At 39.3% G+C, this 22,200-nt stretch carries 21 protein-coding genes; 8 read left to right on the top strand and 13 right to left on the bottom strand.

The genetic code is table 11. The features are described 5' to 3' along the window. Window positions 1-5: 5 nt before the first annotated feature. The gene (locus tag H153_RS0104180) at window positions 6-1,205 is read right to left on the bottom strand and encodes a U32 family peptidase (protein ID WP_022846896.1); all 1,200 of its coding nucleotides are present in this window, start codon (window positions 1,203-1,205) and stop codon (window positions 6-8) included. A 108-nt stretch (window positions 1,206-1,313) separates the two neighbouring features. Here H153_RS0104180 and H153_RS0104175 point away from each other — a divergent pair, with 108 nt between their 5' ends. Beyond that, window positions 1,314-4,427: a BadF/BadG/BcrA/BcrD ATPase family protein gene (locus tag H153_RS0104175; RefSeq protein ID WP_022846895.1), complete on the top strand. Its 3,114-nt coding sequence runs from the start codon at window positions 1,314-1,316 to the stop codon at window positions 4,425-4,427. On the opposite strand, the gene H153_RS0104170 is transcribed toward H153_RS0104175, so the two are convergent. Both H153_RS0104170 and H153_RS0104165 read right to left on the bottom strand, forming a co-directional pair. After that, entirely contained in the window at window positions 4,422-4,640 is a 219-nt protein-coding gene (locus tag H153_RS0104170; RefSeq protein WP_022846894.1) for a hypothetical protein, read from the bottom strand. The two genes, H153_RS0104175 and H153_RS0104170, sit on opposite strands and share 6 nt — an antisense overlap. Before the next feature lie 11 nt (window positions 4,641-4,651). Continuing rightward, window positions 4,652-5,542, bottom strand: a complete 891-nt coding sequence (locus H153_RS0104165) for an AEC family transporter (protein WP_022846893.1) — start codon at window positions 5,540-5,542, stop codon at window positions 4,652-4,654. A gap of 109 nt (window positions 5,543-5,651) precedes the next feature. Between H153_RS0104165 and H153_RS0104160 the strand changes: the two genes are divergently transcribed. Continuing rightward, entirely contained in the window at window positions 5,652-6,917 is a 1,266-nt protein-coding gene (locus H153_RS0104160; RefSeq protein WP_022846892.1) for an RNA-guided endonuclease TnpB family protein, read from the top strand. Between the two features lie 11 nt (window positions 6,918-6,928). Here the strand turns inward: H153_RS0104160 and lptB are convergent, their stop codons facing one another. From lptB to H153_RS0104135, 5 genes are read right to left on the bottom strand one after another with little or no spacing between them, the layout of a single operon-like run. Next, entirely contained in the window at window positions 6,929-7,675 is a 747-nt protein-coding gene (gene lptB, locus H153_RS0104155) for an LPS export ABC transporter ATP-binding protein (RefSeq protein WP_022846891.1), read from the bottom strand. Continuing rightward, on the bottom strand, window positions 7,659-8,150 hold the full coding sequence (gene lptA / locus H153_RS0104150) for a lipopolysaccharide transport periplasmic protein LptA (RefSeq protein ID WP_022846890.1): 492 nt from the start codon (window positions 8,148-8,150) through the stop codon (window positions 7,659-7,661). The genes lptB and lptA overlap by 17 nt, the downstream gene beginning before the upstream one ends. Next, on the bottom strand, window positions 8,147-8,683 hold the full coding sequence (gene lptC / locus H153_RS0104145; protein WP_022846889.1) for an LPS export ABC transporter periplasmic protein LptC: 537 nt from the start codon (window positions 8,681-8,683) through the stop codon (window positions 8,147-8,149). Before lptC ends, lptA begins: the two co-directional genes overlap by 4 nt. Continuing rightward, the gene (locus H153_RS0104140) at window positions 8,680-9,147 is read right to left on the bottom strand and encodes an HAD-IIIA family hydrolase (RefSeq protein WP_022846888.1); all 468 of its coding nucleotides are present in this window, start codon (window positions 9,145-9,147) and stop codon (window positions 8,680-8,682) included. Before H153_RS0104140 ends, lptC begins: the two co-directional genes overlap by 4 nt. Before the next feature lies 1 nt (window position 9,148). Then, window positions 9,149-10,105, bottom strand: coding sequence for a KpsF/GutQ family sugar-phosphate isomerase (locus tag H153_RS0104135; protein WP_022846887.1), 957 nt, complete (start codon window positions 10,103-10,105; stop codon window positions 9,149-9,151). 115 nt (window positions 10,106-10,220) lie between these two features. Here H153_RS0104135 and rpoN point away from each other — a divergent pair, with 115 nt between their 5' ends. The 6 genes from rpoN to H153_RS0104105 all read left to right on the top strand — a co-directional run bounded on the left by rpoN (window position 10,221) and on the right by H153_RS0104105 (window position 17,013). Then, window positions 10,221-11,528 carry an RNA polymerase factor sigma-54 gene (gene rpoN / locus H153_RS0104130; RefSeq protein ID WP_022846886.1) on the top strand — a complete coding sequence of 436 codons (1,308 nt, stop codon included), beginning with the start codon at window positions 10,221-10,223 and terminating at the stop codon, window positions 11,526-11,528. Beyond that, window positions 11,525-14,206 carry a [glutamate--ammonia-ligase] adenylyltransferase gene (locus H153_RS0104125; RefSeq protein ID WP_022846885.1) on the top strand — a complete coding sequence of 894 codons (2,682 nt, stop codon included), beginning with the start codon at window positions 11,525-11,527 and terminating at the stop codon, window positions 14,204-14,206. Before rpoN ends, H153_RS0104125 begins: the two co-directional genes overlap by 4 nt. Then, on the top strand, window positions 14,170-14,790 hold the full coding sequence (locus H153_RS0104120; RefSeq protein WP_022846884.1) for a hypothetical protein: 621 nt from the start codon (window positions 14,170-14,172) through the stop codon (window positions 14,788-14,790). The genes H153_RS0104125 and H153_RS0104120 overlap by 37 nt, the downstream gene beginning before the upstream one ends. After that, complete coding sequence (locus H153_RS0104115) at window positions 14,753-15,448, top strand: hypothetical protein (protein ID WP_155883413.1); 696 nt, start codon at window positions 14,753-14,755, stop codon at window positions 15,446-15,448. The genes H153_RS0104120 and H153_RS0104115 overlap by 38 nt, the downstream gene beginning before the upstream one ends. A gap of 101 nt (window positions 15,449-15,549) precedes the next feature. After that, window positions 15,550-16,620: a H(2)-dependent methylenetetrahydromethanopterin dehydrogenase-related protein gene (locus tag H153_RS0104110; RefSeq protein WP_022846882.1), complete on the top strand. Its 1,071-nt coding sequence runs from the start codon at window positions 15,550-15,552 to the stop codon at window positions 16,618-16,620. 12 nt (window positions 16,621-16,632) lie between these two features. After that, the gene (locus H153_RS0104105; protein WP_022846881.1) at window positions 16,633-17,013 is read left to right on the top strand and encodes a roadblock/LC7 domain-containing protein; all 381 of its coding nucleotides are present in this window, start codon (window positions 16,633-16,635) and stop codon (window positions 17,011-17,013) included. Between the two features lie 27 nt (window positions 17,014-17,040). On the opposite strand, the gene purB is transcribed toward H153_RS0104105, so the two are convergent. The 5 genes from purB to H153_RS0104080 are packed head-to-tail and all read right to left on the bottom strand — an operon-like array spanning window position 17,041 to window position 22,174. After that, window positions 17,041-18,360 (bottom strand): adenylosuccinate lyase, encoded by a 1,320-nt coding sequence (gene purB, locus H153_RS0104100; protein ID WP_022846880.1) that lies wholly within the window; start codon window positions 18,358-18,360, stop codon window positions 17,041-17,043. Between the two features lie 19 nt (window positions 18,361-18,379). Continuing rightward, on the bottom strand, window positions 18,380-18,967 hold the full coding sequence (locus H153_RS0104095; protein ID WP_022846879.1) for a hypothetical protein: 588 nt from the start codon (window positions 18,965-18,967) through the stop codon (window positions 18,380-18,382). A 17-nt stretch (window positions 18,968-18,984) separates the two neighbouring features. Beyond that, window positions 18,985-19,938 carry an Hsp33 family molecular chaperone HslO gene (gene hslO, locus H153_RS0104090; RefSeq protein ID WP_022846878.1) on the bottom strand — a complete coding sequence of 318 codons (954 nt, stop codon included), beginning with the start codon at window positions 19,936-19,938 and terminating at the stop codon, window positions 18,985-18,987. A gap of 11 nt (window positions 19,939-19,949) precedes the next feature. Continuing rightward, window positions 19,950-21,623 (bottom strand): ribonuclease Y, encoded by a 1,674-nt coding sequence (rny, locus tag H153_RS0104085; protein ID WP_022846877.1) that lies wholly within the window; start codon window positions 21,621-21,623, stop codon window positions 19,950-19,952. Further along, on the bottom strand, window positions 21,611-22,174 hold the full coding sequence (locus tag H153_RS0104080) for a 5-formyltetrahydrofolate cyclo-ligase (protein ID WP_022846876.1): 564 nt from the start codon (window positions 22,172-22,174) through the stop codon (window positions 21,611-21,613). The genes rny and H153_RS0104080 overlap by 13 nt, the downstream gene beginning before the upstream one ends. Window positions 22,175-22,200 lie beyond the last annotated feature (26 nt).

Below are 22,200 nucleotides of genomic sequence, written 5' to 3'. Positions count from 1 at the left end.
TAAATTTATTCTGTTTTTTTTCTTAGCAGCATAAGATTTTCGAGAGGTATTTTAATATTAAAATCTATCTTTATCTTGAAGTTAGGATGAGCGGTATCTATAGTTATTTCTTGGTTTCCTTTTAGTTTTTTAATCTTTTCTATGCGCACATTTACAGATTTTCCACTGCTGTAAAAAATTTCGACCTCATCACCCTCTTTAAATTGGTTTCTAACTTCCCATATGCCATTTTTAAAGAGCGCTAAAAACTTATACTTTCTTATGTAAGAACTTGTGGGGTAGTGTTGGAGCTCTTTCTCCTGACCCAAAAATCCCGTTGTATAAGGTCTGTGACTCACTTTATCTAATTCTTTTAGCAGTTTAGGAATCTCTTTTTTAAATGTTGATGGATCATTTTTTATAAGGTCAATAGCCCTTCTATATACTGCTGTTGTAACAGCAATGTAGTATGCGCTTTTTACCCTTCCTTCAATTTTTACAGAGTCAACACCTATTTCGTAAAGTTTGTCAAGGAGTGGAAGTGCACACAGGTCTTTAGAGTTGAAAATGTACGTGCCGTGCCTGTCTTCCTCAATTTGGTATAGTTCGCCTTCTCTATTTTCTTCAACGACATAATATTTCCACCTGCAACTCTGGACGCAGCTTCCCCGGTTGGGATCCCTTCCTGTCAGATAACTTGAAAGCAGACATCTTCCTGAGTATGCCATACACATTGCGCCGTGGATAAATACTTCTATTTCCATTTCCGGTACAGCTTTTTTAATTTCTTCTATTTCCTTGAGTGATAGCTCTCGGGCGAGAACTATTCTGCTGGCACCAAGCTTCCGGTATGCTTTTACTGTTTCTATATTTGTTACATTTGCCTGTGTGCTGATATGGATAGGAATGTCTGTTCTGCTTCTTATTATGGAAAGTGCACCGATATCTGCCACAATAAATCCATCTGGGTTAAGTTTAGCCACAGCGTCAACAGTTTTTTTAAAGGTTTCTAATTCGTTGTTTCGTAAAAATGCGTTGAGCGTTATATAGACTTTTTTATCTTTTGAGTGGGCGTATCTAATTCCTTCATATAGTTCTTCTATCGTGAAATTTCCTGCTCTCTCTCTTAAGCTGAACTGTTTTACGCCTGCATATACCGCATCAGCGCCAAAATCTACGGCAACTTTTAGTTTTTCTAAAGTTCCAGCCGGTGATAAAAGTTCCATGTTTTCCTCTGTCTATAATAGTTATAGAATAAAGATAGCCGTTTATTGCCAGTATTCAACAATGTTCTTAATTTTCTTCTATATACTTTTGGGTTCAGGGAAGACAGAATGAAAAGTGCGGGAATAGATATAGGTTCAACTACCATAAAATGTGTTTTGCTTGATGAAATAGGAAATGTTATCTATAAACGTTACGAGAGGCACGAGGCGAGGCAGGGTGAAAAGCTTTTAAAGTTCTTAAAAGATATTGAAGCGATTGCTGGCAGAGAGTTTAACCTCTTTATGACGGGAAGTGGTGCTACATCTTTTTCCAAAGTTCTTGGAGTTCAATTTATCCAGGAGGTAAACGCTGTAACTCAAGCGGTTGAAAGCACTATTCCAGATGTAGGAAGTGTCGTTGAGCTTGGTGGTCAAGATGCAAAGATGATTTTCTGGTTTGATGTTAACGGCAGAAAAAGAAAGTTAACGACGATGAACGATAAGTGTGCTGGTGGAACAGGTGCAACGATAGATAGAATTTTAAGTAAACTTAAAATATCACCGGATGTTGCAGCTTCTGTGTCTTACGATTCTTCAAAGGTTTATCCGGTTGCTGCTAAGTGTGGTGTTTTTGCTGAGACAGATATAACAGGTCTTCAAAAGAGTGGTGTTCCTGCCGAAGAGCTTCTTATATCTCTTTTTGATGCAATAGTTCTTCAGAACCTTACCGTCCTTACAAGAGGTTATACTCTTGTACCTAAAGTTCTACTCCTTGGTGGGCCTCATACATTTTTCCCGGCACTTCGTCAAGCCTGGAGGTTTCATCTTGGGAGAGTTTGGAAAGAGAAGGGTATTGATTTTGATGAAAACAGCGTGATTGTCCCGGAAAACGCTCAATTCTTTGCCTCAATAGGGGCTGCTCTTACTGGTATAAAAGAGGAGAGTCCTTATAAAGGTTGCGATAAACTACAGGAATTCTTGAGTATAGGCAGGGATGGTTTGAAGAAAGAAATAGGGGTACCCGGGTTAGTAAAGGATGAGGAAGAGCTTGAAGAGTTTTTGAAAAGGTACGGCAAAGTTATTGTTCCGGTGAGACAGATTGTGCCAGGTGAAAGAATTCCCTGTTATATAGGAATTGATGGTGGTTCAACATCTACCAAAGTGGTTGTTATAGATGATAAAAAGCAGATAGTGGAAAAAGCTTACACTCTTTCCTGCGGAAATCCTCTTGAGGATGTTAAAAATCTCTTAAAGCAGGTGCAGAAGTCTGTTGAGTCTAAAGGGGCTGTTCTTGATGTTAAAGGAGTCGGCGTTACAGGCTATGCTAAGGATATGATAAAAGAAATAATAGGTGCCGATGTTGCAGTTGTTGAGACGGTTGCCCACACAATTTCGGCTCTCTCTTTCTTTGATAAGGTTGATGTTATTGTTGATGTTGGAGGGCAGGATATAAAGGTGATGTTTATGTCCAACAATCAGGTGAAAGATTTTAAATTGAATACTCAATGTTCCGCAGGAAATGGATATTTTCTTCAAACGACTGCAGAAAGGTTTGGTTACAGAGTAGAAGAGTATGCAGACGTTGCTTTTAGGGCAGTGTATGTTCCTGAGTTTAATTTTGGTTGTGCAGTCTTTCTTGAACAGGATATTGTTGATTTTCAGCGTCTTGGATGGGAACCTCAAGAAATAATGGCAGGTCTTGCAAAGGTTCTTCCAAAAAATATTTGGCTGTACGTTGTTAAGGAACCGAACCTTAAAAAGTTCGGTAAGTATTTTCTCCTGCAAGGGGGAACACAGAGAAACCTCGCCGCAGTTAAGGCTCAGTACGACTTCATAAAAGAGAAGGTTCCCGATGCGGAAATTTTTGTCCATCCTATAACCGGTGAGGCCGGGGCTTTCGGAGCTGCTGTTGAAGCTATGAAGACAAAAGAAACGGTGTTCCCCGGGTTTGAAACTGTTGAAAATATGCAGTTTGAGGTTATAAGTGATGAGACCACAAGATGTCATTTCTGTACAAACAGGTGTTTAAGAACCTTTATAAAGGGAAGAGATAGCCTTTACATTATTGCTCCGTGTGAAAAGGGAATGGCTGTTGATGTGCAGTCTCTAAAGAGACAGCTTAACTTTCTGCAAGAGATTAAGGAAAGATTTCCTGACATGTCGGAGATCTCTGCCAAAACTGTTTTTCAAGATTTTGATGTTGATGTAATTTCAAATAGATTGAAAGGTGTTGTTGTAGGTATTCCAAGAGTTCTTAACTTTTACGCTATTGCACCTTTCTTTACAGGTTATTTTAAGTCTTTAGGTGCTAAAGTTCTCTTTTCGCCTTTTACAAGTGAGAGTATGGTGAAAAGGGATATGGTTGGTGGTGCCATAGACCCTTGTTTCCCCAGTAAAGTGGCGTTGGCCCACGTTATTAACCTTTTAAGGAAAAAACCTGATGTTATCTTTTTCCCGAAAATCTTAACTTTAATGCGTTTTTTAAAGGATTGTGAAGATTCTAAAGCTTGTCCTACAGTTTCGGGAACGCCAATGGTTGTGAATGCGGTTCTTACGAAAGAAGAAAACGTCTTTAAACGTAAAGGTATTGATTTTATCTCTCCTATCCTGCACTTCCACGATAGGGACTTCCTTGAGTTTGAACTTTTTGAGACGTTTGGAAAACGTTTTGGTGTAACAAGAAAAGAAAACAAGGAAGCTATTGACATTGGACTTGAGGTTTATAAAAAATATCTTTCTACTATGAGAGCTTATGGTAGAGAAATCCTTGAGCGGGTGGAGAAAAGCGGTGAAATTGCCGTCCTCGTTCTTGGGAGGCCTTACCATAATGATCCGGGGATAAATCACGGTATAACCACGGAGATTCAGAAAAGGGGTTATCCAATTCTTACAATAGATTCTCTTCCTGTTGATAGAGACATACTTGCGAGAGTTTTCAGGGAAAAGGATCCTTTCTCTATTTCTCATGTTTATAAGAAATCGTACAGTGAAAATACCAACCGAAAAGTCTGGGGTGCTCTTTATGCTGCAGGTCATCCAAACATCGCAGTGCTTGACTTTTCAAGTTTTAGATGCGGTCCTGACGCTCCTGTTTACGGAGTTATTGAAGGTATAATGGAAAGTAGCGGAACTCCTTACTTTACCTTTCACGAAATAGACGAGAATCGCCCTGCTGGAGCAATAAAGATAAGGGTAGAAACGATAGATTATTTTCTCAAAGAGTACAGGGAGAAGGTTTTATGAGCGTTCTCCTCTTATGATTTTCTTTGCAACGACGAGGGTTATGAATCCATTCACTATCGCAAAGGGAATGCTTTTTAGGAGCAGGCTGTATATGGTTAGGGATATAGAGGCTATAAGGTTAAAGTAAAGGAAGAGTCTAAACTTTTTAAAATACAGAAAGATATAGGCTAAAAGTAGCAGAATGCATCCTGCCCATCCGAAAAGTTCTCTCATAGATTTCTCCTTTAGATTGCCGGAAGTAACACTTTAATTACAAAGATAAGCCACAGGGGAGAGAGAAGTGTGCTTAAAAATATTATTGAAGCGCTGATTTCCGGGTCTTGATTGAATCTGTCGCACAGTACAAAGTTAAGGATTGCCGATGGAAGGCTTGACTGGATAAACACCGTTTTTTTTAGAAGTGGTGGTGCCTGTAAACCTTTTACTACAATGAAGGAGATGAGTGTACCGAGAACAAGTCTTAAAAAGGTGCCTGTAATTGCCGGAGATACTCTATCAGGTTTTATGCGGGAAAGCTTTATTCCGATTGCAAGAAGCATAAGAGGCATTGTTGAGTCGCCTGTAAGTTTAAGCATCTTTTCAATACCTTCCGCAAGTTGAAAGTTTCTCAAGAAGAAGGCACCAATTACTGCGTATATGAGAGGTATTTTTAGCGTTTCGATGACTCCTTTCTTTATACTTTCCGGATTTAATGCCACTATTGCTACCGTAAAGTGGATGATAGTTACAAAGACCATGTAGGTTATAGCGTAACCCAAAGCTTTATCGCCAAAGAGGACGTATATAAGTGGAAGCCCTAAATAGCCTATGTTCATTATAGCTGCCGACAGTTCGAGTGCGGGAATTCGCCTTCCGTAAAGCTTTTTACTTACAAATCCGGCTGCTATCCATACTGCTGCGATTGTTACTGTTCCGTTAGTGATTATGAACTTTATATTCTCTATTGAGAGATCAACGTTTTTAAATGAAGAAAGCACCAGTGCAGGTGCCAAAAAGTAAAGGACAATAAACGTTATAGTGTCTGTCTCTAAGTCTTTCTTGAATTTTCCCGATAGAAAGCCGGCAGCTATTAGAATGTAAACGGGAAAAATAACATTTATCAGAACGTACCACATATTTCACCTTACAAAAAGCCTTTGCGAGAAAGCCCTGCTTTTCAAAGCAGAGATGAACCGCACAGCGTAAGCCGTTGAAACAGGATGATTCAAAGATTAATTTTAAGCTATGAACGGATTAAAGCAAGAGAAAATTAAAGAAACTCTTAATGCAACCAGAAAACGGAGAAAACGTCAAATTCCCCGCGTCTATCAACTTAAACTTCAGAACCTATCAAAGAAAGATAGAAAAAAACTTGACAGACTATTCCTTGAAGCCAAGTGGCTCTACAACTACATAATTGCAGACATAGAAAACCGTCTAACCAAAGACTCCTGGAAGCTCAAGCAGGTAAAAATCAAAACACCCGAAGGCTTTGAAAAGAGAGACATCAATACTCTCTCATCTCAAATGAGACAGGGAATAATCGAAAGGATAAAACACTCCCTTAAATCCCTCAAAAAAGCAAAAGAAAAAGGAATCAAAGCAGGCAAACTCTCATTCAAAAGCGAAATAAGAAGCATACCCCTAAAACAGTATGGAATAACCTACAAAATTTCAGGAGACAGAAACAGAATAAAGATACAGGGAATAAAGAAAAAGTTCAGAGTTTTAGGACTCCACCAGTTAATAGAGGACTGTGAAATAGCAAACGGACTGCTTGTAAAGAAACCGAGTGGCTACTACCTCTACGTCACTTGCTACCTGCAAAAAGAAAAAGCATTAGAAGAAATCAAAAAGAAACAAACCAGACAACCTATTGGAATAGACCTTGGAATAAAACACCAGATAACCCTATCAAACGGAGAAAAAATAAGCTGGTATGTAGAAGAAACCAAAAGACTCAAAAAACTACAAAAAACACTCTCAAGAAAACAAAAAGGAAGCAAGAACTACTTTAAAACCAAGCTGAAAATTCAAAAAGAGTGGGAATATATTCAGAACAAGAGGAAAGACACCCTCAACAAAGCCATAAGCCACCTGAAGAAATTCTTCCTGATAGCAATTCAAAACGACTCAATAAAAGGCTGGCACGAAGGATACTTTGGTAAACAGGTTCAAAACACGGGGATAGGAGGAATAACTGCAAGGCTGAAACGCCTTGCGACTCTTATTCCCGTGTTCTTTGTTGATAGATACGAACCTACCACACAAGTTTGTTCTTTCTGCGGACACAGGCAGAAAATCCCCCTATCAGAAAGGACATACAAATGTCCTCTCTGCGGAAAAGAGATAGACAGGGACGTTAACTCTGCAAAGAACATACTCAAGATAGCGGTAGAGAAACTCAAAGGAGAAGGAAAACTCCTTAAAACCCTACCCGTGGACTGCGGGGAAGTAACGTCTGTGGAGTGGGCAATAACCCACGGTGAAGCAGGAAGCCTGCCACTTTAGTTAGGAGGATGTCACAGGGAGAATTCTTCACCTAAATAGACTTTTCTAACAATTTCTGATGCAGCTATCTCTTCAGGTGTTCCTTCGGCTAAAACTTTCCCGTGACTTATTATGTAAGCTCTGTCTATGATTTTAAGTGTTTCTCTAACGTTGTGGTCTGTTATCAGTATTCCAATACCTCTATGTTTCAGGCTTTTTATCAGCTCCTGAATGTCGGCGACTGCGATGGGGTCAACGCCTGCAAACGGTTCGTCAAGAAGCAAGAAACGGGGATTTATCGTTAAAGCTCTTGCTATTTCAAGTCTTCTACGTTCTCCGCCTGAAAGAGTATCTGCTCGATTTTTTCGAAGGTGTTCTATTCCAAACTCCTGAAGTAGAGAGGTTGTCTTTTTTTCTATCTCTCTCTTAGGATAGTTATGCATTTCCATAACGGCTATCAGGTTCTCTTCAACGGTTAGTTTCCTGAATATTGAGGCATCCTGGGGAAGGTAGGAAAGCCCTTTTCTCGCCCTTATATATGTTGGGTCGTTTGTTATCTCTTCTTCGCCGATGAAGACTCTTCCGCCTTCCGGTTTCACCAGACCTATAATGCAGTAAAAGGTTGTAGTTTTGCCGGCGCCATTTGGCCCTAATAGGCCTACAACTTCGCCCTCTTCAACCTTTAGCGATACATCTTCTACAACGGTTCGCTTTCCGTACACTTTTTTTATGTTAACTGCTGAGAGAACGTTGAGGTCAATTTTATTTAACTGTGGCATTTACTGTCTCTCCGGGGAATATAATCGTTTTTACTTTTTGCTTTATACCTTCCACTGTGACGTTTCCGTCCTTAAATGCGACGATTCTGTCACCTATAATAACGTTTTTCCCTTTCTTTAATGTTGCATTTCCTATAAGAACTATCTTTTCCTGGGCGGGGAAGTATTCTAAACGGTCACATTTTCCATTCCCCTGTTCACTTTTTAATGTGACATTCCCTATCATTTCAACTTTTTCTATTACCTTTCCTGTTTTATCAAAATGGATAATCAGCTTATCGCCAGTAATTGTTATTTTGTCATGTTGAACAATTACGTTGCCTATATATATTGCTGTGTGTTTGTTTTTATCGTAGATTAGCTGCCTTGCTTCAACGACAATTGGAAGGTTTTTAAGTTCAGTATTTCTTGCAAATCCGCTGTGCGGTAGTAATGTTAAAACCAAGATAACTGCAAGGAAAAGTCTTTTTATCATTTCTCCTCCGAAAGTTTTATAACTGTTTTTACCGTTTTGCTAATTATAACCTTTCCCGTTTTGAAGTTGATGGTGCAGTTTTTCCCTTCTATTGTGTATCCGTTTAAAAATTTAACGTGGCAGTTTGAGTTTGAGTGGAAAATCTGCCGTTTACCGTCAAATCTTCCTTTGGGAGTTTCAGCGTAAAAATCCTGTCCTTTTAGTTTAACCTTTTCAAAGGTTGCCCTGTTTTCCTGCTTATAGTATATAGCTTTTTTAGCTGTTATGGTAACAGGATTTTTGGTGTTAACGATAAGGATTGGATTTATGAGGGTTATGTGGTTGTCTATGAACTTTGCTTCAGGTGCTTTTAGCTTCCATTCAGTCTGATTGTTTTTTTCTTGTGAGAATACAAAGTCCCTTATTATCTGTTGTTTTGTCTTTTTTATATGAACCTCTGGAGGTGGAGTATCCCTGCGGAGCATTATAAGGAGCAGGGGAAGCAGTCCTGCTATACCTATAAAAACGGCAATTCTGAATAGCTTTTCTCTCACCCGATTTCACCCACTATCCGCTCTATGAATTCTCTCACTGCTCCTTTCCCGCCTGGATATACACTTACAAAGTCGGCCTCTTTTTTGACTTTTCTCACCGCGTCAATCGGTGCTCCGGAAAACCCGGACTTTTTTATCAGGGGTAAGTCAGGAATATCATCGCCCATGTAGGCTACTTCATCGTAGGTAATGTTAAAACGGTTAACGAGTTCGTCACAAACACTCTCTTTATCCTGGATGTTTTGAAATACGTATTTTATTCCTAATTCCTTACACCGCTTTTCTACCATTGAGGATGTTCTTCCTGTGATTACCGCTATTTCAATTCCCTGTGAGAGAGCATACTTTATCGCGAAGCCGTCTTTAACGTTGAATCTTTTGTACTCTCTCCCTTCGCTGTCATAGTATATGGAACCGTCGGTAAGAACGCCATCAACGTCAAGAATAATTAATTTAATGTCCATCTTAAATCCTCCTACCCAATATGTCGTGCAGGTGAATGATGCCTTTTAAATTGCCAGATTCATCAACGACGGGAAGAACTGTAATCTTGTAACGTTCCATTATTTCTATGGCTTTTTCGGCAAATGCCTTTTCTTCAATGGTCTTTGGCGAAACGGTCATAGCCTCTTTTACTTTGGAACTGATGTTGCCACCCTTTTCAAAGAACCGTCTCAGATCACCGTCAGTCAGTATTCCTGCAAGTTTCCCATTTTCAACGACCAAGGTTGCACCTAACTTTTTTGACGATATTTCATATATCGCGTCTTTTATCGTGGTTTCGGGAGAAACTATTGGAACATCTTCGCCTTTCCTCATCAGATCTTTTATTCTGGAAAGTCTGATTCCCAATTTGCCACCTGGATGGAACCTTGCAAAGTCTTCGCTTTTAAACCCCTTTTCTACCATGAGAGCAGCAGCTATTGCGTCACCAAGAGCAAGCGTTGCTGTCGTTGTGGTCATAGGGGCAAGTCCTAATGGACACGCTTCCTTTTTTACATTAAGGAAAAGACTTACATCACAGAGTTTTGCAAGGGAAGATACAGGATTATTCGTTATTGCTATTGTGGGTATTCCAAAGCTTTTTATTATAGGAATAATGTTTAAAAGTTCTGCAGTCTCCCCGCTGTTAGAGATGGCTATTACTGTGTCGTCTCCTTTTAACATTCCAAGATCTCCATGGACAGCATCTGCTGGATGGAGGTAGAACGAGGGAGTTCCGGTGCTTGAGAGCGTTGCAGCTATTTTTTTACATATAAGACCCGATTTTCCCATTCCTGTAAGGACAACTCTTCCTTCTGTTTTCAGCAGGATACTTACGGCTTTAACAAATTCAGTTCCGATGCTTTCTGATAGGTTGATTAATGCGTCGCCTTCCTCCTTTAGTACCTGCTTTCCGATTTTAAGGATTCTCTCGCTCACTTAGGGACTCCTTATTAGGTATAATTGAATTAATTGCTGTTAGCGTCTGCTTATATTACTATATGTCAGCCATAATTTTACAACACAAATTCCGACTGCAGAGGTAGTTTTCGTTATGGAAATAAAACCTGGATTACAGCAGCAGCTTGCTCTTGAGCTTAAACTGACTCCTGCACTCCTTCAGAATATAGAACTTTTGCAGCTTCCTGTGCTTGAGCTTGAAAATCTTATTAAGGATGAGATAGAGGCCAATCCACTTATAGAACTTGAAGATGAGGTAGAGGAAACTCATAGGGAGCAGAAAGAAAATGTTGAGAGTGTCTGGGATTTTGTCGTTGATGGGGGTAACATCTTTGTAAAGGATGATTCGGAAGTTTTTGATCCACTGACTATTAAGGCATCTCCAGTTTCTCTTCGTGATAGGTTGTTAAAACAGGCGCATCTTGAGTTTGAAAAGGATGAGTTTGAGATAGCTCGTTTTATTATTGATAACCTTGATAGGAAGGGTTTTTTAGCCATTCCTGTTGAAGAGGTAGCCCGTTCCCTTTCTGTTCCTGTTGATAAGGTTGAATCTGTCAGGAAAAAAGTTATGCACTTTGACCCTGTCGGTTGCGGTGCTGTTTCTTTAGTTGAATGTCTTAAGGTTCAGGCTGAAGAGCTTGGTGTTGCCGATAAATTTATCAGGGCCATCGAAGATATGGAAACTTTGAGAAAAAACAGGAAGAGGTTTCTTGAAAAGACCGGATTGACCGAAGAAGAATTAGATGAATTTCTCAATATCTTGAAGCATCTTGATCCACAACCCGGGATGGAAGCTGAAACGGTGAGGATTACGCCTGATTTGATTGTCTATCTTGAGGGTGATAAACCGATTGTTAAGATTCTTAAAACTAAAACTTTTAGTTTTAGAGTAAATTCTTCGTACCTTCGTTCTGCCGATACGGAAAAGCTTAAAAGGTATCTTACTGAAAAGTATCAGAGGGCGCTTAACCTGAAAAAGGCTATTGAGCAAAGAAATGCTACTCTTAAAGCCATAGGTGAGGCTGTTTTTTCTCATCAGATAGATTTCCTAAAACGCGGTGAATCTGCTATAAGGCCGTTATCCTATAGGGAAATTGCGGAAAAGCTTTCCATTCATGAATCAACCATAAGTCGCGCTGTAAAGGACAAGTTTGTTGAAACACCTTTTGGAGTTTACCCGTTTAAGGTTTTCTTCAGGCGTTCTGTTTCAGGTACTAGCGTTGATGTTATAAAGGAAGCTATAAAGGAAATTATTGAAACTGAAGATAAGAGGAAGCCTCTCAGTGATTCCAAGATAGCGACTATGCTTGGTAAACGTGGTATTAAGATAGCAAGACGAACTGTTGCAAAGTATAGGGAGGAGATGGGCATTCCCGGTGCTTTTGAGAGGAAAGAAAAATGAGATATCTCCTTGAAAAGTGCCGAAACGAATATCCAGAAAGCTGGCAAAGGGCACTTGATATTATTGAAGAAGGTAAAGAGAAACTTCCGAATGTTAGGAGAGCCCTTATACTTGTTGATAAACTTAGAGAAAGATTTCCTGAAGGCTTACCCGATTTTTTGCAGGATGAATTTTTAGAAGACCTTATAAAACTTTTCTCTTTTTCTCAATTTTTGGGTGATTTTTTCGTTATCCATCCTGAGTTTATTCCAGAGCTTAAAAATATCTACAAAAAGAAGCTTTCACCTGAGGATTTTGTGGTTTCCGGATGGAAAGAAGGGGACGAAGCGGGCTTTAAACGACTCATAAGATTTCATCACTGTCTTCACATGGGCAGGATTGTTTTGAGAGATATCTGTAAAATGGATTCGCTTATCTTTTTAACGAGAGATGTCACTCTCTTGCACGATTCCATTATGGGGGCGGCTTTTGAATTTGCAAAAAGTGTGATGGAAAAGCGGTATGGAAGGCCTGAAAACAGTGACTTCTGTATCGTTGATATGGGGAAAGCTTCAGGTTTTGAGCTTAACTACTCTTCCGATCTTGACGTTATATACGTTTACTTTTCAAGATACGGTAAGACTTCAGGCGGAAGCTATGGAAAGCTTGATAATCACGATTATTTTTCTCTTCTTTCTGAATACATTACAAAGCTTGTGACGGAAACCACAAAAGATGGAAAATGTTTTGAGATTGATTTAAGACTTCGTCCAAACGGAACAATGGGCCCTATCTGTAACGACATAGAGGCCCTTGAAGAATACTACACTGCTGTGGCAAGACCCTGGGAGCGGTTTGCCCTTCTGAAATCAAGACCTGCTGCTGGTGATTTGAAGGTGACAGGTATTGAGTTTGAGAAATTGATAACACCTTTTGTTTACAGAAAGTACATTGATTTCACTCTTATAGAAGAGGTTTTAAGGCTTAAAGAGCTTATAAAAGCAAAAGTGTCTAAAAAACTGAACAAGATAGATGTTAAACTTGGCGAAGGTGGCATTAGGGAGATAGAGTTTATTGTTCAGGCTTTTCAGATAATTTACGGTGGAAAAAATAAAAACATTCGTTCGCGAAACACACTTATCGCCCTTGATAAGTTGAGACGTTGGGGTTTCCTTACAGAAGTTGAATATAAAACACTGAAAGAGAGCTATGAGTTTTTGAGACAGACAGAACACATGATTCAGGTAACTCACTTTCGTCAGACTCAGACTTTTCATCCAGAAAGTGAAGAGGCAGAAGAACTTGCATTGAAGATGGGCTTTTCAAGCAGAGAAGTTTTTGTCTCTAAGTTAAGAGAGACTATGGATGCTGTTCACTATCTCTTTGACAGGTTTTTCCCGACGGAAAAGAAGAAAACGCTTTCATCTTTAACTATTGAGGACTTAAGACGTAAAGAGTTCTTTGAGCCAGAAGAAATAAAAAGGTTCATAGATTACCTTTTTAACGGAAAATTGCTATCTGCGGAAGCTCAGAATCAATTGGATTTAATGGGTGATACTTTTATAGATCTCATATTTGAGATGCCCGATTCAAAGCTGTGCATGAAGAATCTTGTATCTTTTCTTGAGAAGGAAGAGGGGAGGATCTATTTCCTTTCTTACCTAAAGCAGATAAATACGCTAAAGGTTCTCCTTATGCTTCTTTCTCTTAAAGACTTTTTCATAAAGCGGTTTGTTGAAACGCCGGAGATAATGGAGTATCTCTTTGATCCTGAAGGTATAGAGAATCCCAGAACTGTAAGTGCTGTGAGGGAAACATTTCAACTGTTAAACAACGATAGACTTTCAAAGAATCTTGAAGAGGTTAGGGTTGTATTAAGGAAGCTTCTTGGAAGAACTGATATGGAAGCTTTCAATAAAGAGCTTACAAATGTAACGGACGTTGTTTTACTTAAAATTTATGAAGAGATGAATCCGCTTTTTGCAGTTGCTTCACTGGGGAAGTTTGGAAGCAAAGAGATGAACGTTGGTTCTGATCTTGACCTGCTTTTCATTTTTCAAAATGAGAAGGATAAGGAACAGGGAATCGGTTCTATTCCTGCTTTTATTGAGAGGTTGAGGGCGTTTGGCTATGAGGTTGATACCAGGTTGAGACCTTTTGGTGAAAAAGGAGAGATAGGTTTTACTATTCGTTACATGAGAGAATATTTTTTCGAGTCTGCAAGGGTATGGGAAAGGCTTGCTTATACGCGCTTCAGACTTATTACAGATGGTGTTCCTTTTCGTGAAAAGGTTATTTCTGCCGTTGATGACTTTCTCTTTTCTGTTCCTCTGTGCATCAATACATGGAAAGAGATTAAGTTGATGAGAGAGAGGCTTGAGAGAGAGCTTGGGAAGAAAAGTTTCATTAAATATGGAAAAGGTGGTATTGTGGATTCTGAATTTATAGCTTATACCTATCAGCTCTTTTTGGGAGAGAAGATAGGAAATGTTTACAGGGTGCTTAAAAAGCTGTCTGATGAGATGGGTAAGGACTTTTACACTGTTTTTTCACTTTTGAGGGAGGCAGAAACGGAAAAGAGATTTTACGGCAAGTACATTAAATTTAAAAATGCTGAGAATCTAATGGAAGAAAATAGAAAACTGTATCTGGAGTTTTGTGAATGGATAGAAACTTTAACGAGTACGCACAGGAAATAATTAAGTATATTGCTGAAACATTTCCTAACCTGTATTTTAGAGGAAATGACGATTTGAAAATTATAAAGAGATGGTACTATTTGGCCATTCCAGAGACATTTATTATGAAGTGTGTTACGGAAATGGAGGGAGATTCTCCAAAAACGCTCAGGGAACTTGGTAAAAAAATAGAAAATCTTTTTAAAATTCAAAAGAAAAAAGAGAGAGAAAAGATAAATAAATTGTATAAATCACCGCTTTCGGCTGCAGAGCGGTTGCAGTATCTTTATGATATTCTTCAGGGGATTCTTTTATCTCTTCCAGTTGATAATGTTTTAATACTTGAAAAATTAAAAGATATATCAGAACTTGATGACGACTTGATAGAAGAGGCATTAGAAGGTTTTGAGGACGATTTTTTTGCTTTTTTTATTAAATATCTTCCAGAAAAAGAAGAGATATTAAAGGAAGCTGCTGCTAAATTAGAGAGATACAGGTTTTATTGGGATGAAAAAATTTATAAAATAACTTATAAGGCGCTTGTCAAGAAAATGTTAAGGGAGCAGTATGAAATCCCTGAATTTACAATCGTTGTCATTGATTGATTATCCTGCCGGTCGGGAAAGTGTTATTCTTAGAAGATTGGAAACACTTGAGAATCTTGAAGTTGAGCTTAATGATTTTGTTGCCAAAGGGTATAGAGGAACCGTTTTTTCCGGTTTCATAAAACCTTCTGATCCATTTACCATTCCTGTTAAAGTAGCGATAAAGTTTGCAAGGAGTGATGCCGGTAAAGAACAATTTCTCTTAAAAGAGGCAAGAATTCTTGAGTACCTTGAAGCTAAGTCTGTTGCTCCTGTTGTTTACTATTACGATGAAGACATGATAATCATGGAATACGTGGACGGTTTCCCGTTCTCTTTTGAAAGATTTTTCTCTAAAGAAAAATTAGTGAATGTTATAAGAGAGATTTTGGAGAAGTGCTTTATCCTTGACAGGGCAGGAGTAAGCCATTCTGAGTTAAAAGGTGAAAAACATATAATTTTGACGGATAGGGGAGTTAGATTCATAGATTTTGAAAGTGCCCGATTCACAGATAGTCCAAGAAACCTTCTCCAATTTCTTGGATTTCACATTATCAGGAAGCCTGAAAGGCTCGCCTTCCTCGGTATAGATAGAAACATCATAAAAAAAGCCATAGGATTGTATAAAGAAAATCCAATTTCAGGATTTAAAGAGATTCTGGGTCTATTTCATATTTAAATCTCTTTTCTTTAATAATGTTTAAACATATCTAATTGTTTTGATTTCTCAATTAATCCTATGATAAAATTGCGCAACATATAAAAACCGAGGGAGGCATTATGAAAGTAGCGGTTTACGGTTTTGGCAATCAGACCTATTACAGAGAAATTTTAAAGGTTCCTGAAACTCTTGGTGGTGAGCCGCCATACGGTGGTTCCAGAATGGCACTTGAATTTGCTCAGGCAGGACACGAAGTTTCACTTGCCGATCCCCGTATTGAAACTATTGATTCATCCTTTAAACAAAAGCTTATCGATGCAGGTATAAAGCTTACAGGCGATGATGTTGAAGCAGCAAAAGATGCTGATGTTGCTGTTCTCTTCACGCCTTTTAGAAGTGGTCTTACCGTGAAGATTGCTGAAAAAATTATTCCTTATCTTGGAAAAGATGCAGTAATTGCGACTACCTGCACAATGCCTGTGCTTGTTCTTGAAACGTCTGTTAAAAATATTCTATTTATGGAAGATAGGGAAGACATTGGTTTTTCAACTCTTCATCCAGCAGCTATTCCGGGAACGCCCCAGCATACTCATTATTTTATTGCTACAAATGAGCTTTTGGAAGAGCAAATTGTTAAACCTGAACAGATAGAGAAGCTTAAAAAGTTAGCAGAGGATACGGGAAAAGAGGCTTATTTAATTCCTGCAGAGCTTATATCTCCTGTTGGTGATATGGGAGTTGTTGCCACAGCCTCAGCAGCAGTTAGTGCTCTTGAGTATTATGCTATTTCAAAGAGTGTTTTGAAGACAACAAAGGCAATGACTGAGTTTCAGCTTGCGCAGGCTTTTCAGGCTGTTTCAAGCATTATTGCAAAGTACGGTATAGAGGGACTTGTAAAGTTTTTAAGTACAGGTGCCCTAAAAAAATCTTTAAAGTCAATGCTATTTGACAAGAAAGTGCAGAAAGTTTCTTTTGCAGCTATGGATTTCCTTGAGAACATTTCTGATGTAGAGGCAGTTATAGGTAGTCTTGACGGTATAGCTTCATGTTTTGAGCCAAAGGAGAAAACTTTCCTTTCGGCACCTTCTCCAATGCTTATATCCTATATGGAAGAGCTTGCCGGTGAAGATGTTACAAGAGGAATTGTAAGAGAAGCACTTAAAAAACTTTATCAGGGTGAAGGAAAATAAAGGAGGTAAATTATGGCAAGCAAAAGAGAGTTATTAGAAGAGGTTTTGTCATCTCTTGCCGATTCACTTGGTTCAGATATACTCGGTACCCTCGTTGCAACGCCTGACGGACAGGTTGTCGTTTCAACGATGGTTAAGGGAGGTTTGAGTGCTGAAAAGCTTGCAGCTATGGCGGCTGCTGTTGTTGGTACGTCTGAGAGGCTTTCGAAGGTTGTTGAAGCTGGTGATTTTGAAGATGCACTTATAAGATGTTCTTCCCAGAATATTCTTACTAAGAAAGCCGGAAGAAGGGCTATTCTTGTTTGTGTGGTTAAGTCTGATGCAAATGTTGGACTTTTAAATCTTGAAGTTGAGGATGCCATAGAGAGGATTCAGTCTATTCTTGGTGCTTGATGTAAGGGCGGCGCAAGCCACCCTTTTTTATCCAAAGACTCTGTTAAAGATGTAATCAACGTGCTTTGTGTGGTATGAAAGGTCAAAAATGTCCTCTATCTCCTCATCTGTTAGAACCTTTTTAACTCTTTCATCATTCTTCAATAACTCTTTAAATTCAGCACCTTCGGCCCATACTTTCATCGCATTTTCCTGAACAATTGCATAGGCTTCTTCCCTTGTTAGACCGCCTTTCTCTATCAATGTAAGCAGAACTCTCTGAGAAAAGACAAGTCCTTTGAGAAGATTTAGGTTTTTCATCATGTTTTCGGGATAGACTGTTAAGTTTGATATAAGCCATTCAAATTTCTGGAGCATGTAGTCTAAAGCTATGCAGGCATCCACAAAACTTGTTCTTTCTGTTGAAGAATGGCTTATGTCCCTTTCGTGCCAGAGGGCTATATTTTCCATACCTACGATAGAAGCACTTCTCACGACGCGTGCCAATCCACACAGCCTTTCAGAAAGGATAGGATTCCTCTTGTGAGGCATTGCAGAAGAGCCTTTTTGGCCTTTTCTGAACGGTTCTTCCACTTCTCTTACTTCTGTTCTTTGAAGATGTCTTATCTCTGTTGCAAATTGTTCTATAGAGCTTGCAATGAGACCTAATGTGTTTAAGAATTCAGCGTGTCTGTCTCTTTGGACTACCTGGTTTGAAACCTTTGCATGACCTATGCCGAGCTCTCTGCAGGCTATCTCTTCAACTCTTGGATCTATGTTGGCATAGGTTCCAACAGCACCAGAAATTTTCCCGACAGCAGCTCTTTTTACGGCTGCTTCAAGCCTTTCTCTGTTTCTTTTCATCTCTTCGTACCAGATAGCTAATTTGAGACCAAACGTTATAGGTTCTGCGTGTATGCCGTGAGTTCTTCCTATCATTACGGTGTATTTGTGCTCAAGAGCTCTTCTTTTTATTGCCTCAAGGATTCTATCTATGTCCTTCAGGAGTATTTCGCCAGCCTCTTTTATTTGGATCGCAAATGCAGTGTCAAGCATGTCTGAGGATGTCATACCAAAGTGTAAATACTTGGCAGCATCACCGACTATTTCTTTTATGTAGGTTAAAAATGCTATAACATCGTGGTTTGTTATAGATTCAATCTCATTTATCCTGTTGATGTCAAATTCTTTTTTGCCTTCTATGTACTCTTTTGTCTTTTCTTCAATTGTTTTAAGTGCTTCTTCAGGAACTTTGCCAAGTTCAACCCATGCTTTCGTTGCGGCGATCTCAACCTTTAGCCATGTTCTGTATTTGTTCTGTAAATCCCAGACAGAGCTCATTTCTGGAAGTGAGTAACGTGCTATCATTTGACCTCCGTTTTTCTTTTCAGGTAATTTTTGCGTTTTTGAGAAGGTGTTTGAGTTCTATCGTGAGGTTTAGCATAAGCTCTTTTGCGAATTCTGTCTTTCCTTCAAATCCAAATACGGCAAGTTTCTCTGTTGCTCTTATAATGTAGAAGGGTAGGACAGGAGATTTCACACCCATTGCGGGAAAGTATAGCCTGCCGTTTATCTCTTTGTTTTCGGGAAATGCAGGAACTGAATCGCCTACCGTTTCAACGGCAATTGCCTCAAAAGAAATATCTCTAAGCTTATAGATGTCAGGAACATCGTTTATTGAAGATACAAAAAAGCCCTTGTATCTACCTATAAAGGGGAGTCTTATCGATTTCCTTCTATTTTCAAAAACTGTAACTTTTTCTACATTTAAAATGTTGCCATTTATAGATTTTATGTCGTAAACTTGAACCTTGTTTTGTGTGTCTATAAGTTTCAATCCTTTTGAGGTATCAATGAAACGGAGAATTTTAGTTGCTGGAACAACTACTTTTTCTCCTTCAAATTCAACATTAATTGGGAAGTCGGCTTTCGGTAGAGAAGGTATATCCAGAGTGAGAAAAGCAATGGTTTTCATAAAGCCCTCTATCCAGTTTAGTTGTCACCTGTCTCTTTTAATTTTATAACATTTTTTATCTCTTCGGGAGTAAAGTAGTAAACGGTGGAACAGAAGTTGCAGGTTATCTTTGCTCCTCCCTCTTTTATGAGCTGTTCAAGTTCTTCAATGGGTAACATCATTAAACTTTGCATGGCTGTTTCTTTTGAACATCTGCACCTGAATGAGAGCTCTTTCAGGGCTAAAACTTTTACTCTAAATCCTTTTAATACCTCCTCTATGATGTCTTCAGGTCTTTTACCGGATGTTAGCATTTCGGTTACCGGGGGAAGGTTTTTAACAGTTTCTTCTATCTTTGCGATGTTTTCTTCTTTTGCCCCTGGCAGTGGTTGAACCAAAAATCCGCCAGCTGTTTTGACTTTTCCGTCTTTTCCGATAAGGACACCTAATGAGACTGCTGAAGGTATCTGCTCAGATTTTAAAAGGTAGTAAGCTATGTCTTCTGCTATTTCCCCTGATATGAGAGGAACGGAGCTTTCGTAAGGTGTTTTCAATCCCAGATCTTTTACAACCGTTAGCGTTCCCTTTCCCACAGCACTTCTAACGTCAAACTTTTTCTTTCCGTTGACAGTTTTTGTAGCTGTTTCTATCTGTTTATTCTGAATGAATCCTCTGACTTCGCCTTTTCCGTTTGCTTCAGCTACAACAAGACCTGCAGGGCCATTACCTTCTATTCTTAAAAGGATTCTCTGTTCCGTTCCATGTTTTATAAGCGTTGTAAGGAGTATTGTGCCTGCCATTGCTCTACCTAAAACTACCGTTGAAAGTGGAGATAGCCCGTGTTTTAGACGGGCTATCTCTGTTAGGTTTGTTGTTTTTATTGCGAAGACTCTTATCGCATCCTCTTCCGTTACGGCTATCACGCCGTAGTCTCTATCCTGGAAGTATTCTTTAAAGTCTTTCTTTACCTGTTCGTCCAGCTTCTTGAGCATCTTTTACCTCTTTACTTTGCGTAATCGACAGCACGGGTTTCTCTGATAACAGTTATTTTAATCTGCCCAGGATACTGAACCTCTTCTTCTATCCTCTTTGCTATCTGATGGGCAAGCAGGGCAGCTTCTTCGTCTGTAATCTTATCATGTTCTACCATGATTCTAACTTCTCTACCTGCCTGTATCGCAAATGCCTTTGAAACGCCAGGGAATGATTCAGCGATGCTTTCAAGCTTCTCTATTCTCTTGATGTAGGCTTCAAGGCTTTCTCTTCTTGCACCAGGTCTTGCAGCGGATAGTGCGTCTCCCACCTGTGCTAAGACTGCTTCAACATACTTTGCTTCAACCTCTCCGTGGTGGGAAGCGGCTGCGTTGATTACTTCGTCAGGTTCACCGTACCTTTTGAGAATCTCTGCACCTACAGCAGCGTGGGAACCTTCTGTTTCATGAGAAACAGCTTTTCCTATGTCGTGGAACAGGCCTGCTCTCTTTGCCATTTCAACATCAGCACCTATTTCGGCGGCAAGCATAGAGGCAAGATATGCAACCTCTTTAACGTGCTGAAGGACGTTTTGTCCATAGCTTGTTCTGAATTTCAAACTACCAAGGAGTTTAATCAGTTCAGGATGGACGTTAGAGATACCAAGTTCAAACAGTGTTTCTTCCCCTGTGGCGATGATTTCCTGTTCTATCTCTTCTCTAACCTTTTCTACAACTTCTTCAATTCTCGCAGGATGAATTCTACCGTCTGCTACAAGCCTTTCAAGTGCTATCCTGGCAACTTCTCTCCTTACAGGGTCAAAGCATGATATTGCAACCGCTTCTGGTGTATCGTCAATGATCAGGTCAACGCCTGTTGCAAGTTCAAAGGCTCGGATGTTTCTTCCCTCTCTACCGATGATTCTTCCTTTCATTTCGTTGTTTGGAAGGTCAACTACAGCAACGGTTGTTTCTGCGACGTGTTCTGTTGCAAGTCTCTGTATGGCTGTTGAGAGAATCCTTCTGGCACGCCTTTCTGCCATGAATTCAAACTCTTCTTCCATTTTTTTGTATCTTACCGCAAGTTCTCTTTTGACTTCATCTTCCATTCTTCTTAAAAGTTCTTCTTCTGCTTCTTCCTTTGTCATTCCTGAAATTTCTTCAAGTTTCTGGATTTCACTTTCTATAAGCCTTGCAAGTTCAATTTCTTTTTCTGAAAGTTTCTCCTCCAACTGTTGAAGTTCAGTTTTCCTCTCTTCCAGCTCTTTTTCAACTCTTTCAAGAAATTCAGCCCTTCTGTCAAGGTTTTCTTCCCTCTTGTCAAGAGATGTTTCCCTCTTGTCTAAAAATTCTTCCCTCTTTAAAAGTCTTTTCTCAAATTCCTGAAGCTCCCTTTTCTTTTCTTTGAGTTCTTCTTCTATTCTCTCTTTCTCAAGTTGGACTTTCTCTTTTGCGTGAAGGAGCGCTTCTCTTCTGATTTCATCTACCTTTGATTGGGCTTCTTTAAGGATTGTTTCTGCCTTTCTTTTTATGTCTTCGGCCTCTTCTTTAGCCCTTTTTATCAGCCTTTCAGCCTCTTCTTTGGCTTCATTTCTTATCTGTTCTCTGATTCTTTCGATCTCGCCCTTTTCTTTTTTTGCACCTACTACGAAACCGGTACCAAAACCGGCGATGATTGATAGTGCAACTATCATTAACAGTTCCATTCTTTCCTCCTTATTGTTCTTTTTTCGGATACTACAAGTTTTACAGGTACATCAAACGGTTCAACAGGAAGTTTTTCAACTATCTGGAAGTCGAAGCAGACACCGATTGTGAAGTATTCTTTTCCTGACAGAAAACGGTCGTAGAATCCACCTCCGTAACCGAGTCTGTAGCATTGAAGGTCAAAGGCAATTCCCGGTACAAACACAACTTCTGGCTTTTCTTTTCTACCTGTTTCAGGTGGTTCTAAAATTCCCATGTATCCAGGAGAAAGTTCGTTTAAAGAGTTGACCTTTACCGGTATCAACTCTTTTCCAGAAACTTTTGGAAATAGCACAGATTTGCCGGCTTTTTTAAGTTCGTTGAAGAGTGAAAGTAGCGAAACCTCGTTTTTGAAGGGATAGTAGAGAAGAAAGCTTCTGTGCTTTCTGACAGCATCAATGGTTAAAAGCTTTTTACATATAATTTTGCTTTTTGCTTCGGCTTCTTTCCTGTCAAGTAATAGCCGTTTCCCTTTTATCTTATGCCTTAATGCTGCTTTCTTCGCTTTCATGTTACCCCTTTCGGGGCATAAGGGGA

The organism is Desulfurobacterium sp. TC5-1 (assembly GCF_000421485.1).
GTDB lineage: Bacteria > Aquificota > Aquificia > Desulfurobacteriales > Desulfurobacteriaceae > Desulfurobacterium_A.
Note: the sequence above shows the minus strand (reverse complement) of the source record. Positions and strands in the feature narration are given on the sequence as shown.

Coding starts and splice junctions, on each gene's coding strand:
- H153_RS0104180 (WP_022846896.1), bottom strand. CDS start 1,205: ATGGAACTTTTATCACCGGCTGGAACTTTAGAAAAACTAAAAGTTGCC.
- H153_RS0104175 (WP_022846895.1), top strand. CDS start 1,314: ATGAAAAGTGCGGGAATAGATATAGGTTCAACTACCATAAAATGTGTT.
- H153_RS0104170 (WP_022846894.1), bottom strand. CDS start 4,640: ATGAGAGAACTTTTCGGATGGGCAGGATGCATTCTGCTACTTTTAGCC.
- H153_RS0104165 (WP_022846893.1), bottom strand. CDS start 5,542: ATGTGGTACGTTCTGATAAATGTTATTTTTCCCGTTTACATTCTAATA.
- H153_RS0104160 (WP_022846892.1), top strand. CDS start 5,652: ATGAACGGATTAAAGCAAGAGAAAATTAAAGAAACTCTTAATGCAACC.
- lptB (WP_022846891.1), bottom strand. CDS start 7,675: ATGCCACAGTTAAATAAAATTGACCTCAACGTTCTCTCAGCAGTTAAC.
- lptA (WP_022846890.1), bottom strand. CDS start 8,150: ATGATAAAAAGACTTTTCCTTGCAGTTATCTTGGTTTTAACATTACTA.
- H153_RS0104140 (WP_022846888.1), bottom strand. CDS start 9,147: ATGGACATTAAATTAATTATTCTTGACGTTGATGGCGTTCTTACCGAC.
- rpoN (WP_022846886.1), top strand. CDS start 10,221: ATGGAAATAAAACCTGGATTACAGCAGCAGCTTGCTCTTGAGCTTAAA.
- H153_RS0104125 (WP_022846885.1), top strand. CDS start 11,525: ATGAGATATCTCCTTGAAAAGTGCCGAAACGAATATCCAGAAAGCTGG.
- H153_RS0104120 (WP_022846884.1), top strand. CDS start 14,170: ATGGATAGAAACTTTAACGAGTACGCACAGGAAATAATTAAGTATATT.
- H153_RS0104115 (WP_155883413.1), top strand. CDS start 14,753: ATGAAATCCCTGAATTTACAATCGTTGTCATTGATTGATTATCCTGCC.
- H153_RS0104110 (WP_022846882.1), top strand. CDS start 15,550: ATGAAAGTAGCGGTTTACGGTTTTGGCAATCAGACCTATTACAGAGAA.
- H153_RS0104105 (WP_022846881.1), top strand. CDS start 16,633: ATGGCAAGCAAAAGAGAGTTATTAGAAGAGGTTTTGTCATCTCTTGCC.
- purB (WP_022846880.1), bottom strand. CDS start 18,360: ATGATAGCACGTTACTCACTTCCAGAAATGAGCTCTGTCTGGGATTTA.
- H153_RS0104095 (WP_022846879.1), bottom strand. CDS start 18,967: ATGAAAACCATTGCTTTTCTCACTCTGGATATACCTTCTCTACCGAAA.
- hslO (WP_022846878.1), bottom strand. CDS start 19,938: ATGCTCAAGAAGCTGGACGAACAGGTAAAGAAAGACTTTAAAGAATAC.
- rny (WP_022846877.1), bottom strand. CDS start 21,623: ATGGAACTGTTAATGATAGTTGCACTATCAATCATCGCCGGTTTTGGT.
- H153_RS0104080 (WP_022846876.1), bottom strand. CDS start 22,174: ATGAAAGCGAAGAAAGCAGCATTAAGGCATAAGATAAAAGGGAAACGG.